Origin of the sequence: Nocardioides sp. CCNWLW239, assembly GCF_037137035.1 — a bacterium.
Taxonomy (GTDB): Bacteria; Actinomycetota; Actinomycetes; order Propionibacteriales; family Nocardioidaceae; genus Nocardioides.
On record NZ_JBBBNW010000002.1, the window covers coordinates 36,570 to 52,667 of the forward strand.

Sequence of the window (16,098 nt, forward strand, 5' to 3'; positions counted from 1 at the left end):
CTCGGGCTCAGGTCCCGGCTTCGCGTCAGAGCTTTCGCCACTCGATCGACTCGAAGCCGTACTCCTCCGCGATCGGCCCCCACGCCTTCGCGGCCGCCTTCTTCGGGTCGTGGCTGGCCAGGCTGAGCGTGGTCGCCTTCGCCAGCTTGCCCTTGCCGCCGACGCACTTGCCCTCGGCGTTGACCTTGCGCTTCTCGCCCCAGGCGGCGAAGGCGAGGTCTGCGTTCTGGGCGGTCAGCCACGCCGACTCGAGGTTCTTGACGAGCTTGCGCGACCCCGGGAGGACCGCGGTGTCGATCGTGGCGACCTTCGACGCCAGCTCCTTGCGGGACGCCGCTGCGTCCTCGAAGGTCTTGATCGCCTCGTCGATGTTCTCGCACGCCTCGAGGTCTGCCTGCGCGGCGCCGATGGCCGCCTTGTCCTTGGCGGAGGTCTGGATGAGGTCGTTGATCTTCTTCGCCTCGGCCGCCGCGCCACCCTCGGTCGTGGTGGCGCCCTGGGTGTCGCCGGTCTCCGCGTTGGCGTCACCGCTGTTGTTCAGCCCGATGACGAACGCGATGATCGCGACCACCACGGCGATCGCCACCGCGATCAGGATCCAGCGCTTACGGCCAAGTCCACCCAGACCCTTGCCGGGACCGCCCTGACCGCGCTGCGGCTCGTAACGGGCATCGAAGGCGTTCCCGTAGGGGTCGTAGCCCTGCGGCGCCATCGGAGGCGGCGCCGGAGTGGTGGGCCCGCCGCCGACCGGCGGCTGCCCGACCAAGGTGGCGTCGGCGTAGGCGTTCTGGCCGTAGGGGTCCGCGTACGCCTGGCCGAACTGGTCCTCGGACCGGTCCTGCGGTTGTCCGAATCCCTGCTCGTAGCCCTGGTCGTATGGCTGCTCGTAAGCCTGGTCGTAAGGCTGGTCGTAGCCCTGGGAGGGCTGGGACCACTGGCCCTGGTCCGGCTCGAGCTGCGGCGCGAGCGGGGCGTAGGCCGGGTCACCGTAGGTCTGAGGCTGCTGGCCCTGGTCGGACTGAGCATCGTCGTAGCGTCCGTGGGGCTCCGGAGCGTCGAACTCCTGCTGCGGCGGTGCGAACTGCTCGAGCTCGTCGCGCGGACGGGTGCCTCCAGGAGCCTCGTCGCCGGCGTCGAAACGAGGGCTCATCGCGACGTGGGCGTTGTCCTGAGCCTGTCGAAGGGTCTCGTCAGGGCGGATCGTCTCGGGCTCGCGGCGCTCGACCGGCGGCATCGCCTCGTGGGTCGCGTCGGGGGCCCGGTCGTGCATCTGCGGCGCGGGCTCGACGAAGGTCGGGTGCTCGGCGCTCTGGTGGTGCGCGGCGGCCGGCCGGACGGGGAGCGCCGGCGCGGGCGCCGCCGGCTCCGGCGCGGATCGCTCGGGCATCGGCGTCGGCTCGGGTGCAGGCCGCTGCGGAAGGCGCCCGTCCGCCGGCGGCATCTCGTGGACCGGTGCGGACGCGGCGGCCGGCGCCGCCGCCTGTGCGGCTTCCGGTGCGGCTGCCGGTGCCTCAGGCTCCTCCGGAGCAGGCTCGGGCTGTTCCGCGACGCGCTTGCGCTTCGGCAGGAAGAGCGACTGCGACTCGGAGGCGAGCTCCGGCTCGAACTTCGGCGTACGCGCCGCCAGCCCGAACAGGCCGCCACCGTCGGACCCTGCCGGCGGCGGGGCGACGCCACCACCGAAGGCCGGCTGCTCGCCGCTCGGCGCGGTCATGCTCAGCTGGGGCGCCATCGACGCCCCCGGCGTACGCCGGACCTGCTCGAGCGGCAACGGCTCCGGCTCGACGTCGGCCTCGGGCGTGGCGGCTTCCTGCCCACGCCTCGGCAACGACAGACCACCCTGCTCAGGATCGGCACCCCGCTGCGGCAGACGCGGGGGTGCGACCGGCTCCGGTGCACCCTGCGACGGCGGCTGATGAGCGCTTCTGACGGGGGTCCCACAACCTGTGCAGAAGCGCATACCGGTGACGGCTGCACCGCACGAGGTGCACATGGACTCCATAGTCATGTCCGGGGACCTTACCGATGATCCGGTCCAGTCTCGAACCCTCGTGGTCCGACAACTGGACACCTAGGTCGACAGTGTGGGGACAGTGCACCCAAATACCCCCCACACCTTGGTAACACTCCGGCCAGCGTTTCGGATTCCGATGCACACAAGGGATACGGGCACCGGTAAGATCGGGCGCGGCCTGCGCAAACCCCCTTCCGGCGGGATGCTCGAGCGGGTCACGCCTCCGTAGCTCAGCTGGATAGAGCATCGGCCTTCTAATCCGACGGTCACAGGTTCGAATCCTGTCGGGGGCGCCACAGGAATCTGTGTGGGTTAAATCATGCGCCCGCGCGTGTTTCGGCGGCGACGGCAGCCGCGGCCGGCCTTCCGGCGTACAAGCTCCGGAAGTACGTCAGGGTCCGATGCACCATCGGACCGATGAGGAGCGCCTCGGCGACGGTGCCGATCCCGACGAGCCCGCCGAGGAGCCACCCGATCGCAAGCACCGTGATCTCGACCCCGGCGCGGCAGAGCCAGACCGGCGCGCCGGTCCGCTCGTGCAGACCGGTCATCAGCCCGTCACGAGGCCCCGGCCCGAGGCCCGGGGCGATGTAGATACCCGTCGCCACGGCGAGCAGGACCAGCCCCGCACTGAACAGCGCGACCTGGGCCAGCAGGTCCGACGGCTGCGGGAGCACCCGAAGACCGATCTCCGCGGAGGTGCCGACGAGCAGGACGTTCAGCACCGTGCCGACACCCGGGCGCTGTCGCAGCGGGATCCAGAGCAGCAGGACGACGACACCGATCAGGTTGGTCATCATCCCGAACGAGACCCCGGTGATCGCGACGAGACCGGAGGTCAGTGCGTTCCAGGGAGCCAGGCCGAGCGATCCCTGCACGAGCATGGCCACTGCGATGCCATAGAGGAAGAGTCCAGTTATCAACCAGGAGAGCGACTTTACGGAGAGATCCTTCACGATGACAAAGCCAATCACAGGTCCAATCCAAGGTAAAGAAGCCAATCAGCGTAAGGTGGACTCATGCCTCGCGGAAGAATCGGAGCCACTGCGCTCGCTGGCCTGCTCGGTCAATGGCACGGGGAGGGCCCTGCCTACGAGAACCTCGCCGAACGGATCCAGCTGCTGCTGATCGACGGACGGCTCTCCGCCGACGTACGTCTCCCCTCCGAGCGTGAGCTCTCCGAGCGGCTGATGCTGAGCCGGACCACCATCACCGCCGCCTACCGCCGGCTCCGCGAGCGCGGCTACGCCCAGAGCATCCAGGGGTCGGGCACAACGACGAAGCTTCCGCCCACGGCGCCCGACTCGTTCACCGAAGGCGGGGAGATCGACCTGGTCCGGGCCACGCTGCCGGCCACCCGACGGCTCCCCGAGGCAGCCGTCGAGGCGACCCGACGCCTGGCCGACCACATGACCGGCCCCGGCTACACGCTGTGGGGCATCGAGGAGCTCCGCTCCCAGATCGCGGCGCGCTACACCGCCCGTGGCCTGCCGACCGACCCCGACCAGATCATGGTGACCACCGGCGGGCAGAGCGCGATCGCCCTGCTCGCCCGCACCGTGATCAGCCGCGGCGACCGTGCCTACGCCGAGAGTCCGTCCTACCCCAACGCCTACGACGCCCTGAGTCTTGCCGGAGCACGGATCATCACCAGCCCGGTCACCACCGACGCCGGCTGGGACATGCCCGCGATGGAGGCGGCCATCGCCCGGACGACGCCGGTGATGGCGTACGTCATGCCCGACTTCCACAACCCGACGTCCCGCTCGATGTCGACCGAGGACCGGCTCCGTCTGCTGCACGCGGCGGCCAAGGTCGACACCCTCGTGGTCGTCGACGACACCACCGCCGAGCTGGACATCGACCGCAGCCGCACCTTCCCGCCGCTGGCCGCGATGGCCGACGAGCACCAGGCCCGGGTCGTCCACATCGGCTCGGCGAGCAAGATGCTGTGGGGCGGGCTGCGGGTCGGCTGGATCCGGGCGGACCCGGTGCTGCTGACCCAGATCGCCAGCGGGCGCTCTGCGACCGATCTCGGCACCCCGATCTGGGAGCAGCTGGTCACCTCGATCCTGTTCCAGCACCTCCCCGAGATCCTCGGCGAGCGCGCCGCGCAGCTCGCCGCCGGTCGCGCCGCGCTCTACCACGCGATGCGCGAGCACCTCCCCGACTGGGAGCTGCCGCCGCGGATCGACGGCGGCCTCTCCGCCTGGGTCGGGCTGCCCGCCCCGGTGAGCTCGCAGCTCACCCTCGCCGCCAGGCCTCTCGGCCTGCTCGTCACCGCCGGACCGCGGTTCGGGGTCGACGGGGCGTACGAGCGTCATCTGAGGTTGGCGATCACGCCCCGCCCCGAGCTCGTCCGCCGTGGTGTCGAGATCCTCGCCGAGGTCTGGCCCCACGCCGCCTCCACCCCCGCCCTGGCACTCACCACCTCGGAAGCGGTCGTCTGAGCCTCAAGAAGTTCGCCCGAACTCGTTGTGACCTGCGCCACGTTGGGTCACGATGTGCAGCATGCAAGGACTGATCCAGGACGCACCGCTGACCATCGAGACGATCATCCGGCGCGCCGAGCGCGTCTTCCCGACGCGGGAGATCGTCACCAAGACCGCCACCGGGCTGGAACGCAACACGTTCAAGGACCTGGCGGTGGAGGTACGCAAGCAGGCCGCCGTGCTCGACCGGCTCGGCATCTCCGAGGACGGCCGAGTGGCGAGCTTCGCGTGGAACACTCTGCGCCACCTGGCGCTCTACTACTCCGTCCCGTGCACCGGCCGGGTGCTGCACACGGGCAACATCCGCTACTTCCCCGAGCAGCTCGTCTACACGTTCAACCACGCCGAGGACGAGGCGGTCTTCGTGGACCGGTCGCTGCTCGGCCTGCTGGCTCCGCTCCTGCCCCAGCTGACCACGCTCAAGCACGTCATCGTGATGGACGACGGGGCTCCGACACCGCTGCCCGAGGACCCGCGGGTCGTCTCCTACGAGGAGCTGATGGCCGACGCCGAGGAGGCGACGATCGAGGGGCGGGTCACCGACGAGCGCGCCGCCGCAGGCATCTGCTACACCTCCGGCACCACCGGCAACCCGAAGGGGGTCGTCTACTCCCACCGCTCTCAGTACCTGCACGCGCTGGCCTCGCTGGCCGGCACCCTCTTCGGCACCAACGACCGGGACCGGGTGCTGCCCGTGGTGCCGTTCTTCCACGCCAACGGCTGGGGTTTCGCCCACTCCTCGCTGCTGGCCGGCGCCAACCTGATCCTGCCCGGCCCCGACCTCTCGCCCGGCGGCATCATCAAGCTCCTCGAGGCCGAGAAGGTGACGATCGCTGCCGGCGTACCCACCATCTGGATGGGCATGGTCCCGCTCCTGAAGGACGCCGACCTCTCCTCTCTGCGGGTGGTCATCTGCGGTGGCTCGGCGGTGCCGAAGTCGCTCTCGGAGGCCTGGCGCGAGGCGATCGGCCTGCCGATCACCCAGGCCTGGGGCATGACCGAGATGTCGCCGCTCGGCAGTGTCTTCAACGAGCGCGCCGAGATCGCCGACCTCTCCGAGGAGGAGAAGGCCGACTACCGTACGTCGCCAGGCATCCCCGCCGTCGGCGTCGAGCTCCGCATCGTGGAACCCGGCACGACCGACGAGCTCCCCTGGGACGGCGAGACGACCGGCGAGCTCGAGTGCCGCGGCCCGTGGATCGCGTCGGGCTACTACAAGGTGGACGCCCCCAGCTCCTTCTCGCCGGACGGCTGGCTGCGCACCGGCGACATCGCCGCGATCGACCCGCTGGGTTACGTACGCATCGTGGACCGCACCAAGGACCTGGTGAAGTCCGGTGGCGAGTGGATCTCGACCGTCGCGATCGAGAACCTCATCATGGGCCACCCGAGCATCGCCGAGGCCGCCGTCGTCGCGGTGCCGCACCCCAAGTGGGGTGAGCGGCCGCTGGCGTTCGCCGTGGTCAAGGACGGTGAGTCGGTGACCAAGGAGGAGCTGCTCGGCTACCTCGCCGACAACCTGGGCAAGTGGCAGGTGCCCGACGACGTGGTCTTCATCGACGAGGTGCCGAAGACCTCGGTCGGAAAGTTCTCGAAGAAGACCCTGCGCGAGGAGTACGCCGACTACAAGCTGCCCACGGCGTAGGCGAGACCGCGCCTCAGCCCAGCTGCGCGAGGATCGAGTCGCACTCGTCCCTCGCGCAGCGGGCGTCCTCGTGCTTGCCCAGGGCCGCGCGGGTCTCGGCAAGATGCCCGAGCGCGTCGGCGAGACCGGGGAGGTCACCCGCGGCACGCAGCTTGGTCACCGCTTCCTCGAAGTGGCCGGCCGCCTCGTCGACGTCGCCGCGCTGCTGGTGGATCCAGCCGATGGTGGCGACGACGTTGCCCTCGCTGCGATAGCCGGGTGCCACCCGGCGCAGCTCCGCGAGAGCCGCCTCGCAGTGACGCAGCCCGGACTCGTAGGACCCGTCGAGCGCCTCGTAGAGGCCCAGCCGCCCGGTCGTCCAGGCCGCCCGGATGAGGTCTCCCCCGCGCGCGAAGACATCCGCCGCCCGCGCCGCGTACGCCGCCGCCCCGGCGTGATCGCCCGACGCCGTGGCCACGGTGGCCAGCCGGTGCAGGGTCTTCCCCTCCGCCACCAGGTCGCCCGACTCCGTCGCCAGCTCGAGCGCCCGGCCGAGGTGCTCGAGCGCGTCCTCGACCCGGCCGAGACGCCCGCAGGCCGCCCCGGCCGCGCGGTGCATGACGCCGAGCCCCGCCGGGGCGCCGCCTTGGGAGACGCGGCGACGTACGCCCGGGAGCGCTGCCTCGGCCAACGCGGCGAGCTCGATCCAACGACCCTGGAGGTCGAGCAGGCGCTCGAGGGCGCCGACGAGCAGGACGATCCGATCGGGCGCCAGGCCCTGGGCGACCGCGGTATCGATCACCCGCGAGATCACCGGCAGCTGGCCGGCGATCCAGGCCAGGGCCTCGCCGCCGTCTCCGACGATCTCGATCGTGACGCCGTCGCGCATCGGCTCGGTGGTGTCGAGGTGGCTCTGGTGGGGGTCGTAGACGCTGTGCACCGACCGCGCACTGAACACGTAGTGGTCGATCATCCGCAGCTGGGCCGCGGCCCGCACCGGGTCCGGTTCGTGGGTGGCGAGGTCGGCGGCGTACTCCCGGAGGAGGTCGTGCAGCACGAACCGGCCGGGAGCGACCTCGGTCAGCAGGTTGGCCTCGGTGAGCTCGTCGAGCAGGTGGCGGGCACGCACGCGCGGGATCCCCGCCAGGCTGGCGGCAGCCGGGACCGTGAGCGTCGGACCGGGATGCAGGCCGATCAACCGGAAGAGGCGTGCAGCCGGCTCGGGCAGATGTCGTACGGACCATGAGAAGGTCGCCCGGAGGTCACCACGACCGGCGCCGAACCCGTCCAGACGGGACTCACCGAGCTCGTCGGCGAGGTCGGTCAGGGCATAGGCGGGCCGGGTCGCCGCACGAGCGGCGACGACGGACAGCGTCAGCGGCAGGGAGGCACACAGCGCGATGATCCGGTCCACGGCCTCCGGCTCGGCCAGAAGACGGTCCTCGCCGAGCCGTCCGGCAAGCAGCTCATAGGCCTCGGTGTGGTCGAGCAGGCCCAGCTCCATCGGGCGCGCCCCGGCCTCGGCGACCAGACCGGAGAGTCTGTTGCGGCTGGTCACCAGGGTCACGCACCCGGGGCTGCCGGGGAGCAGGCTGCGGACCTGCTCGCTGTCACGAGCGTTGTCGAGCACCAGCAGCACCCGCTTGCCGGCGAGCCTGCTGCGCAGCAGCCCGGCACGGCCGTCGATGTCCTGCGGCTGGCGCGAGCGCTCCACCCCGAACGCCTCCAGCACCACGCCGAGCGCGTCCAGCGGGTCCAGCGCGGCGCCGGGGTCGAAACCGCGCAGGTTCACGAACACCTGCCCGTCCGGAAACCGGGGAGCGGTCCGGTGAGCCCAGTAGAGCGCCAACGTCGTCTTGCCGATCCCCGCGGTGCCCGCGATCGCCGAGATCACGACCGCCCGGCGGCCGCCCTCGACCATCTGCTCGTCGACCAGCTGGTCCAGCGTCGTCAGATGGTCCTCACGGCCGGCGAAAGCCGCGACCACCGGCGGCAGCTGGCGCGGCACGACCTGCTCGTGAGCCCGCGTCGGCGGGGGCGCTGGACCGTCTCCGTCGAGGATCCGCAGCTGCAGGTCGCGTACGTCCTTGGACGGCTCGACCCCGAGCTCGTCCTGGAGGGTGCGGAAGAGTCGCTGGTAGGCCTCCAGGGCCTCGGCCGTGCGGCCGGAGTGCCACAAGGCCGTCATCAGCAGCAGCCACAGGCCCTCCCGGAGCGGATTGGCCTCGACGGCGGTCTGCAGGTCACCCACGACCGCGGCCTGTCGGCCCAGCGCGAGGTCAGCGGCGGCCCGGGACTCGACCGCGACCAGGCGCAGCTCCTCCAGGCGGGCAGCCTCGGTCGCGATCATCGGCGACTCGGTGACCGCGTCGTACGCGTTCCCGGTCCAGAGTCCGAGGGCGGCGTCGAAGAGCATGCTGGCCCGCTCGTGGTTGCCGGCCTCGACCGCGGCCTGTCCCTGCTCGACCAGGTCCTCGAAGCGGGCCTGGTCGATGTCCGCACCGACCAGCGCATAGCCGTTCGCGCGGCTCTCCAGACGGTGGCGGTGCTCACCGAGCGCCCGGCGCAGATCGCGGACTCGTTGGTGAAGCAGGTTCACCCCCGTCACCGGGGGTGAACCGTGCCACAGCTCGTCGACCAGCAGGTCGGAGGAGACCGGCGCTCCACGCGCAGAGGCGAGGAGCGCAAGCAGCGTCCGCCGCGTACGCGACAGCCTCTGCACCGTGCCGTCGTCACAGATCAGCTCGACGGCACCCAGGACCCGGACCCGCACCACACCTCCTGTTGACCACGCAGCATTACGTCCGAGACGTTCTCCATCGTCTCATCACCACACAGATGGTGACGCGTAATGCCGCCAGAAGGTTGCCGAGAGGTTGGCGCGGAGTTCAGATCGCGGGTCTGCGGCCTACGGGACCCGCCACAGGCCGCTCTCGCCGCCCTTGTCGATCTGGAACCCGACCTGCTCGATGTCCACCCCGGCCGGGACGATGAACGGCACCAAGGCGGTCCGCTGGTCCCGCGGCTGCAGCCCGAACGGATTCGGGAACACCTCTCCGCCGTCGACCTCCACCGGGCCCGGTGTGCTCCGGTACTTCTTGCCCGAGTCATCGATGACCGTCGTACCGGCAGCCGGAGAGTCGTTGAGGACTCGTGGTCCGGCGTTGACGATCTGCATCTCGACGGCCATCACCCGCGACCCCGGCGGGGTCTCGGTGCCGTCGGTGAACGACGTCTCGAAGACGTCGTGCACGACCACCCTCAGCAGGATGCCGGGCGCCTTGCCCTTGATGGTTCCCTCACCCGTCAACCCGAGCTGCTGGTTCTGCTCGATCCTCTCGGTGCTGTCGACGGTGATCACCTTCTTCTCCATCGCGGGATTCTCATCGTGGTTGTTGCTGTAGAACCCGTTGTCGATGGAACTGTCCGAACCGCAACCGACCCCGGCCGCCGCGACGGCTCCCCCGAGGACCAGCATGGCCAAGCGACGCACACGCACTCCTTATGAAATTTGTTGCCACGGAAAGGAAATTGTTCCCACTGATTTACCATGGCAACATGCCCGAGTCCACGCGACTGGCCTAGGGGCCAAGGTCCCAATCGCGGCGTAACTCTTCGACCGGGCTCACTCCGACCCCACGGTCGGACGCTCGACCAGGGCGGCCAGCTTCGCGGGCGCCTGGATGCAGTAGGAGTCGGTCAGGAGCTCGGCGATCTCGCCCCAGTCGGTGTCGTCGTCGAGGATCACGCCGACGACGTTGCCACCCCAGCCGGCCTTGAAGTAAGGATGGCCGAGGTGCTCGAAAGCCACCACCTCGTCGGGCTCGGCGCGGAACATGATCCGGAAGAGCTGATCCTCGCCACCGAAGACGTGCGCGACCGTCGCCTGACCGACCCGCCAGCGGAGCCCGACCCAGGCATCGTCCTCGAGGCACTCCGGGAAGGCGGCCAGGATCTCCCTCAGCCGCACCACCATCGCCTCGGGAACCTCAGGACGCTCAGCCATGCCTCGATCCTGCCAGGGACCACCGACAAGGGTTAATTGCTATACATGTTTATGATCAACATGTAGCCTTTCCTGCATGAAGAAGCAGACGATCGGACACGTCGTATGGCGCCTCGCCATGCGTCTGCGGGTGTCGATGGATCGAGCGCTCGCGCCCCTGGGCCTCACCCACGCGCAGTACTCGCTCATCGCCTCCCTCTACGGTCTCCGCGCCTCGGAGGCCCCGACCCAGAAGCAGCTGGCCGACCTCACCGGACTGGAGCCGATGTACGTCTCCAAGCTCGCCCGCCAGCTCGAGGCCAAGGGCTGGGTCGAGCGCGTCCGCGACACCCAGGACACCCGGGCCGTACGCCTCGCCATCACGCCCGAGGGCACCGAGGTCACGCGCGAAGCCATCGCGGTGACCAGCAGGCTGCTCGACCAGCTCACCGAACCCCTCGGTGGCCGCGACAGCCGCGGTGCCGCCGAGGCGCAGGCCGCGCTCGAGGCGATGCTCGCGGCCCCTCTCGACACCGATCCCATACCTGGAGAACCATCATGACCACCGCCATTCCCCCGCTGACCGGCGCCAACCTCGGCGTCGCCTACTTCGCCATCCGCAAGAATCTCCTCGACGTTCTCGCCGACTACGACCTCACCTTCGAGCAGTCGCTCCTGCTCAACTATCTGCGGCAGGGCTCGGTGGCGAGGGCCGATCTGGTCGCCGCGACCGCCGACAACATCAAGGTCTCCGCGGCCGAGGTCGAGTCCCACCTCGACGCGGCCATCACCCGCGGCCTGATCGCGGACGGCCTGACCCTGACCGCAGAGGGAGTCCGGGTCCAGCAGGAGATCACCGAGCGCGTCCAGCCGCTGACCAAGGCGTTCTTCGCCGACATCCCGGCCGAGGATCTGGCCGTCACCGCACGAGTCCTGGCCACCCTCACCGACCGCGCCAACGCCGCCCTCTCGGCCTGACCGATAGTCCCAGACGTACGCGCCCCTCTACCCACCGGTAAGGGGCCGGAACGTCTGGGACTATCTCTGACTGGTGGGAACGATGACCCGACAGGTCCTAGGCTTCCGGCCATGACGCAGGACACGTACGACGTGGTGGTGGCCGGTGGCGGGCACAACGGCCTCACCGCCGCGGCCTATCTGAGCAGGGCCGGTCTCTCGGTGCTGGTGCTGGAACGGCTCGACCACGTCGGGGGCGCGGCGATCTCGGCGCAAGCGTTCGAGGGCTTCCCGACCCGGCTGTCGCGCTACTCCTATCTGGTCTCGCTGCTTCCCGAGCAGATCCGCACCGACCTCGGCCTCGACATCGAGCTCGCGTCTCGGCAGACCGCGTCGTACTCCCCCTTCCTCGACGGCCCCCGCGCCACCGGCCTCCTCGTGGAGACGCCCGAGGGCGAGGCCACCGCGGCGAGCTTCCGTGCGGTGACCGGATCGGACGAGGAGTACGCCGCGTGGCAGTCGTTCTACGAGGAGGTCGGCGACCTCGCCAGGGTCGTCGCGCCCACCCTCACGTCGCCGCTGCCGATCGCCGATGCGATCCGCTCGCAGGTCGGCGCCCCGATCTGGCGCGACATCGTCGAGCGCCCTCTGGGCGAAGCGATCGAGCGCCGGTTCAGCAACGACCTGGTGCGCGGCGTGGTCGCCACCGATGCCCTGATCGGCACCTTCGCCGGCCTCGGCGAGGAGAGCTTGATCCAGAACCGCTGCTTCCTCTACCACCTGATCGGCAACGGGACCGGCGAGTGGCGGGTCCCGGTCGGTGGCATGGGCGCCGTCACCGGGGCGATCGCCAAGGCCGCGTACGCAGGCGGGGCCGAAGTCCTCACCGGTGCGACCGTCACCTCGATCCGTGGCGGCGCCGTCGGCGAGGGAGCCGAGGTCGCTTGGACGGACGCCTCCGGGTCCCACACGGTGGCCGCCGACTACGTGCTCTCCGGCCTGGCCCCGTACGTCCTCGACGACCTCCTCGGCCGCACCCCCTCGACCGCAGCCAAGCCGGTGGGTGCCCAGCTCAAGATCAACATGCTCCTCCAACGCCTTCCCCGGCTGCGCTCCGGCGAGGACCCGACGGTCGCCTTCGCCGGCACCCTCCACCTCGGCGAGTCCTACTCCGAGCTCGAGAGGGCGTACGCCGAGGCAGCCGCCGGTTCGGTGCCGACCGAGATGCCAGGCGAGGTCTACTGCCACTCGCTCACCGACCCGTCGATCCTCGGCGACGTACCGCCGGGCACCCAGACCCTCACCTACTTCGGCCTGCACACCCCGGCCACCCTCTTCGAGGACCCGATAACCCGGGAGGAACGCAAGGCGCAGGCAGTCGAGCGGGCGATCGCCTCCCTGGACCGCCACCTGCTCGACCCGATCGCCTCCGTCGTCGCCCGGTCGGCGGACGGAGAGCCGTGCATCGAGGCCAAGATCCCCCAGGAGATCGAGGCCGACCTGGCCATGCCCGGCGGCCACATCTTCCACGGCGACCTGGCCTGGCCCTGGGCCCCCGACGCCGCCGACCTGACCACCCCTGCCGCCCGCTGGGGCGTCGCCACCGACGTCGGCAGCGTCCTGCTGTGCGGCTCGGGTGCCGTGCGCGGCGGCGCCGTATCCGGCCTCGGCGGCCACAACGCCGCCCAAGCCGTCCTGGAGCTCCGCTGACCTCATCCTCGATTTGGGCGCTCTCCGCGCCCGCTGCTAATGTTCTTCTCGTCGCCGAGCGCGCCTGACGCGCCGGAGGACATGCGCCATTAGCTCAATTGGTAGAGCAGCTGACTCTTAATCAGCGGGTTGTAGGTTCAAGTCCTACATGGCGTACCAAACAAGGCTCCTGACCAGCACAAACGGTCGGGAGTTTCTTGCATTTCAAGCCCGCGATACCGAGCGCGTAAGGAATTGCGTAAGGAATGCGGTTCACGAGCCCGTCTCCTCGTTCTCGTCAATCTGGCCGCTTTCAGGGTTCTCAGCGTTCGGGTCACGGTCCGGGTTGACCGCCTCCAGGGCCCGCACGTTCCCGGTGTTGACGGCCCCACGGCCCAGGTACTTGTCCTGCGTCATCGACACCCGCGAGTGCCCGAGCTGGTCCGCGATCTGACGTCCAGTCATCCCGCTCTCATCGAGCAGCGTTGCCACCGTCTTACGGTAGGTGTGGGTCGAAAGGAACTCGAAGTCAGTTCCACCCCGAACCTTACGGATGGAGCGCTGCACCAGGTTCCGGTCACGCCACCCACCACGAGCATTCGGAAACACCGGACCATCGAAGGCCCGCAGTTTCGCGCGTCGATCCTTGAGCAGCGAGACGGCCCAGCTCGGCAACAGCAGCGGACGATCTGAGGCTGCCGACTTCACCTTTCGAGCCACCATGCCCTTGCCTTTGACTCGGTAGACAGTCCGCTCGAACTTCACCACTCCCGCCGACAGATCTACATCTGCCCAAGTCACTCCGAGCGCTTCACCGATCCGGACTCCGGTGGCCAGCATGAAGCGCGCCAGATCCGGCAGATCATGACGTCGGGCGTAGTCACTCTCGTCGAGCGCGTCCAGCCAGGCACGAATCTCGTGACCATCGAGCGCCCGAGGCTGCCGCTTAGGTTTGGCCTCGATGGGCGTCAGCTCACGAACCGGGTTGGCCGTCATCCCGCCCTGTCGAACCGCCCAGGAGCAGACGTTGGAAACCAGCGTCTTACACACCTTCGCCGTCGACGGACCCTTATCGGCCTGCACACCTTGGACGAAGCGCTCGACTACAGGCGTGTTGATCTCACCCAGCCGAAGGTCACCGAGCCGAGGAATGACCAGCCGCTCGGCCTCGCCGGTGTAGAGCTCGAACGAAGACTCCGCACGCTTGCCCGCCTCGACTTGAGCCTTGAAGGACTCCAGCCACCCGTCATAGGCGACGCGGAACCTCGCCGCCTTAGTAATCACGGCAGAAGAACCCTGCTCCAGTTCCTCAGCAACCGCGTCAAGAACTCGGCGCGATGCCTTCGAGTAGGTCTCACCGGAGCGTTTCCGCTGAACGGTCTTACCCGACCAGAGCCGAACGAGGACATAGGCGTACTTCTTGCCCCGTTCCGTGCCATAGGTCACCTTGCCGTGCTCCCCCAGGCCGAGCGGCTTCATGCCACGACCTCGGTGGGAAGAGACTCGACCCAGGCACGCACATCCTCAGGCCGGTAGCGGAGACGCTTCCCCAGCCGACGACCTGGAGGACCGGTGCCAGCACTCCGCCAGGCGTACAGCGTGTGCACTGGAATCCCGAGGTAGTCACTCAGGTCGTGTACGGACCACAGGGGTTCAATGGCCTTGATCTCAACCATCATCGGTTCCTCTCATCGGTTGGTGTTCTTGGTCTGGGCCTTCCACTGGTCGTACTCCCGGGCACGGGCAGCAGCCGCCAGGGCGAGGGCTTCGTCGCCGGGGTTCGTCCAGCCGGACCCCTGATAGGCCCATTCGCCGATCACGAGGGTTGTTTCCTCTTCGTCGGCCAGCAGGAGCGATTCCAGTTGGCCGAGATCGAGGAGCTGCGTACGCGCTTCTTCGTCGGTGTGAGAAGCAGCGACCAGGGCTTGGTAGCGCGCCCGAGCCCGACGCAGGCGACCCAGGGTGATCGAGTAGCGCCGGGACTTGGTCGAGAAGTGGCCACGGAACCCGAGCATGTGAGCCCACTTGCCGAGGTAGCGGTACGGGTTGATGGGCTTGCCCTTCTCATCGACCCCGTAGCCATAGTGACCGGCAGCAGACTCGCCCAGGTCCCGACATTCAGCAGCCATACGGGCCAGGTGTGGCCGAGGCTCGTCACCTCGAACCGAGTTGGCGTCTTTGGTCGCGTACTTCGCCAGGTATCCGGCGACTTGGCCGGGGGTTAGGTCGCTGTCCGGGTCCTCGAGGCGGTCACCCTCACGCACGACTCGGATATCGAGTTGCTTGCCCCAGCGAAGCCGCCTCGAGGGATCACCCGCGTATGCCGGCAGAGCGTCCACGAAGATCTCAGTGGCAGCGGCTTGGAGGATCTGGGCCAGGTCGAGACCATCCAGGGGCGCAGCAGATCCCGGGCCGTCAGGGCCGTCGAGCCGGATCAGGGCGTGAAAGTGGACCAGACCCCGCACTTGGTATTCGGCGACCTTGACGAACTGCAGCGACGCCGTCTTGCCGAGGCGCGAGTCCGGAACTCCGAGGCGTCGAGCAAGGGCACGACGTAGCGCCTGGGTGGTGTAGCGCCACAGCTCTGGGAGGCAGTACTGCCAGATGATGGCGCTTTGCCAGTCGTAGCACTCGAAGCACAGCGGTGCGCCGTTCATCGCGTCGTCTTCGTCGTGGCGCTGGTGACAGGCCGTCGGTCGACCATGGGGGCAGCGCTCGCCTTTGTCACGAGCCCGTGGCCGACAAGGCTTCCCTCCACGGAATCCATGGACGTAGCCGAACGAGGGTGCCGTGAACGTGGCGAACAGCAGCGGGTTCTCCACCACCGTGTCAGGCACCGTCTTTCCCCCGACCAGACCGGCGTTGATCATCGCGAACGTGTCCCGGGCGTAGGTCCGGGAGCAGGAGGGGCAGACGTCGGCGCGACGGTTGCCACAGGCCCGGTACAGCAGCCCCAGCGGTGCGTCACCGGAGTCGAACGAGGACAGCAGCCCGCCAACCTCACCCGTGGCGGGGTCGAGCTCGTAGGTCTCGGAGCGGCCCACCAGGCGTACGGGGTGGGCGCAGTTCTTCACCGCTGCCGCAGTCTCGGCGAAGGCGTCGAAGGTCTTGTCGATCAGACGAGCAGTGACAGCCTGGAACCCGGCGTAAGTGAGTCCGGACAGATCCAGCGGCGCATCCTCCCCGAATCCAGGGAACGAGCCCCGAGCCGGAGACGATGCGTCACTGTGGATGCCCGGTGCATCCATGGTCGAGGTGGTCACCACAGGGCTCCTTGGCTGCCCGTGCAGCTCTCAGCGTGCAGTCGCGCGGCCCGTCGAACATCGCTCACCAGCGC

The 16,098-nt window shown here is 69.1% G+C and carries 13 protein-coding genes and 2 tRNA genes; 7 read left to right on the forward strand and 8 right to left on the reverse strand.

The genetic code is table 11. The annotated features are described in order from the left end of the window. Positions 1 to 25: 25 nt before the first annotated feature. Complete coding sequence (locus tag WBG06_RS06165; RefSeq protein WP_336735679.1) at positions 26 to 1,828, reverse strand: hypothetical protein; 1,803 nt, start codon at positions 1,826 to 1,828, stop codon at positions 26 to 28. A 405-nt stretch (positions 1,829 to 2,233) separates the two neighbouring features. Between WBG06_RS06165 and WBG06_RS06170 the strand changes: the two genes are divergently transcribed. Continuing rightward, positions 2,234 to 2,310 (forward strand) — tRNA-Arg (locus tag WBG06_RS06170). 21 nt (positions 2,311 to 2,331) lie between these two features. Here WBG06_RS06170 and yczE read toward each other — a convergent pair. Beyond that, a complete protein-coding gene (gene yczE, locus WBG06_RS06175) occupies positions 2,332 to 2,970 on the reverse strand; it encodes a membrane protein YczE (protein ID WP_336735680.1) in 639 nt (212 codons plus the stop codon). Between the two features lie 63 nt (positions 2,971 to 3,033). Between yczE and yczR the strand changes: the two genes are divergently transcribed. Together yczR and WBG06_RS06185 are read left to right on the forward strand one after the other, a co-directional pair. After that, on the forward strand, positions 3,034 to 4,464 hold the full coding sequence (gene yczR, locus WBG06_RS06180) for a MocR-like transcription factor YczR (RefSeq protein WP_336735681.1): 1,431 nt from the start codon (positions 3,034 to 3,036) through the stop codon (positions 4,462 to 4,464). Positions 4,465 to 4,525: 61 nt separating this feature from the next. Beyond that, positions 4,526 to 6,151 carry a long-chain fatty acid--CoA ligase gene (locus tag WBG06_RS06185; protein ID WP_336735682.1) on the forward strand — a complete coding sequence of 542 codons (1,626 nt, stop codon included), beginning with the start codon at positions 4,526 to 4,528 and terminating at the stop codon, positions 6,149 to 6,151. Between the two features lie 13 nt (positions 6,152 to 6,164). Here the strand turns inward: WBG06_RS06185 and WBG06_RS06190 are convergent, their stop codons facing one another. The 3 genes from WBG06_RS06190 to WBG06_RS06200 all read right to left on the reverse strand — a co-directional run bounded on the left by WBG06_RS06190 (position 6,165) and on the right by WBG06_RS06200 (position 10,136). Then, entirely contained in the window at positions 6,165 to 8,903 is a 2,739-nt protein-coding gene (locus WBG06_RS06190) for an AfsR/SARP family transcriptional regulator (RefSeq protein ID WP_336735683.1), read from the reverse strand. A gap of 135 nt (positions 8,904 to 9,038) precedes the next feature. After that, positions 9,039 to 9,623 carry a hypothetical protein gene (locus WBG06_RS06195; protein ID WP_336735684.1) on the reverse strand — a complete coding sequence of 195 codons (585 nt, stop codon included), beginning with the start codon at positions 9,621 to 9,623 and terminating at the stop codon, positions 9,039 to 9,041. 132 nt (positions 9,624 to 9,755) lie between these two features. Continuing rightward, complete coding sequence (locus tag WBG06_RS06200; protein WP_336735685.1) at positions 9,756 to 10,136, reverse strand: MmcQ/YjbR family DNA-binding protein; 381 nt, start codon at positions 10,134 to 10,136, stop codon at positions 9,756 to 9,758. Positions 10,137 to 10,212: 76 nt separating this feature from the next. Here WBG06_RS06200 and WBG06_RS06205 point away from each other — a divergent pair, with 76 nt between their 5' ends. From WBG06_RS06205 to WBG06_RS06220, 4 genes are all read left to right on the forward strand, one after another. After that, positions 10,213 to 10,677 (forward strand): MarR family winged helix-turn-helix transcriptional regulator, encoded by a 465-nt coding sequence (locus WBG06_RS06205; RefSeq protein ID WP_336735686.1) that lies wholly within the window; start codon positions 10,213 to 10,215, stop codon positions 10,675 to 10,677. Then, positions 10,674 to 11,093, forward strand: a complete 420-nt coding sequence (locus WBG06_RS06210) for a hypothetical protein (RefSeq protein WP_336735687.1) — start codon at positions 10,674 to 10,676, stop codon at positions 11,091 to 11,093. The genes WBG06_RS06205 and WBG06_RS06210 overlap by 4 nt, the downstream gene beginning before the upstream one ends. Before the next feature lie 111 nt (positions 11,094 to 11,204). Next, on the forward strand, positions 11,205 to 12,782 hold the full coding sequence (locus WBG06_RS06215; RefSeq protein WP_336735688.1) for a phytoene desaturase family protein: 1,578 nt from the start codon (positions 11,205 to 11,207) through the stop codon (positions 12,780 to 12,782). A gap of 83 nt (positions 12,783 to 12,865) precedes the next feature. Continuing rightward, a tRNA-Lys gene (locus WBG06_RS06220) sits at positions 12,866 to 12,941 on the forward strand. Between the two features lie 93 nt (positions 12,942 to 13,034). Here WBG06_RS06220 and WBG06_RS06225 read toward each other — a convergent pair. Genes WBG06_RS06225 through WBG06_RS06235 form a run of 3 tightly spaced genes read right to left on the reverse strand, consistent with a single transcriptional unit; the run spans position 13,035 to position 16,024 of the window. Continuing rightward, entirely contained in the window at positions 13,035 to 14,240 is a 1,206-nt protein-coding gene (locus WBG06_RS06225) for a tyrosine-type recombinase/integrase (RefSeq protein WP_336735689.1), read from the reverse strand. After that, on the reverse strand, positions 14,237 to 14,440 hold the full coding sequence (locus WBG06_RS06230) for a helix-turn-helix transcriptional regulator (protein ID WP_336735690.1): 204 nt from the start codon (positions 14,438 to 14,440) through the stop codon (positions 14,237 to 14,239). Before WBG06_RS06230 ends, WBG06_RS06225 begins: the two co-directional genes overlap by 4 nt. A 9-nt stretch (positions 14,441 to 14,449) precedes the next feature. Next, positions 14,450 to 16,024, reverse strand: coding sequence for a replication initiator (locus WBG06_RS06235; protein ID WP_336735691.1), 1,575 nt, complete (start codon positions 16,022 to 16,024; stop codon positions 14,450 to 14,452). Positions 16,025 to 16,098: the final 74 nt, after the last annotated feature.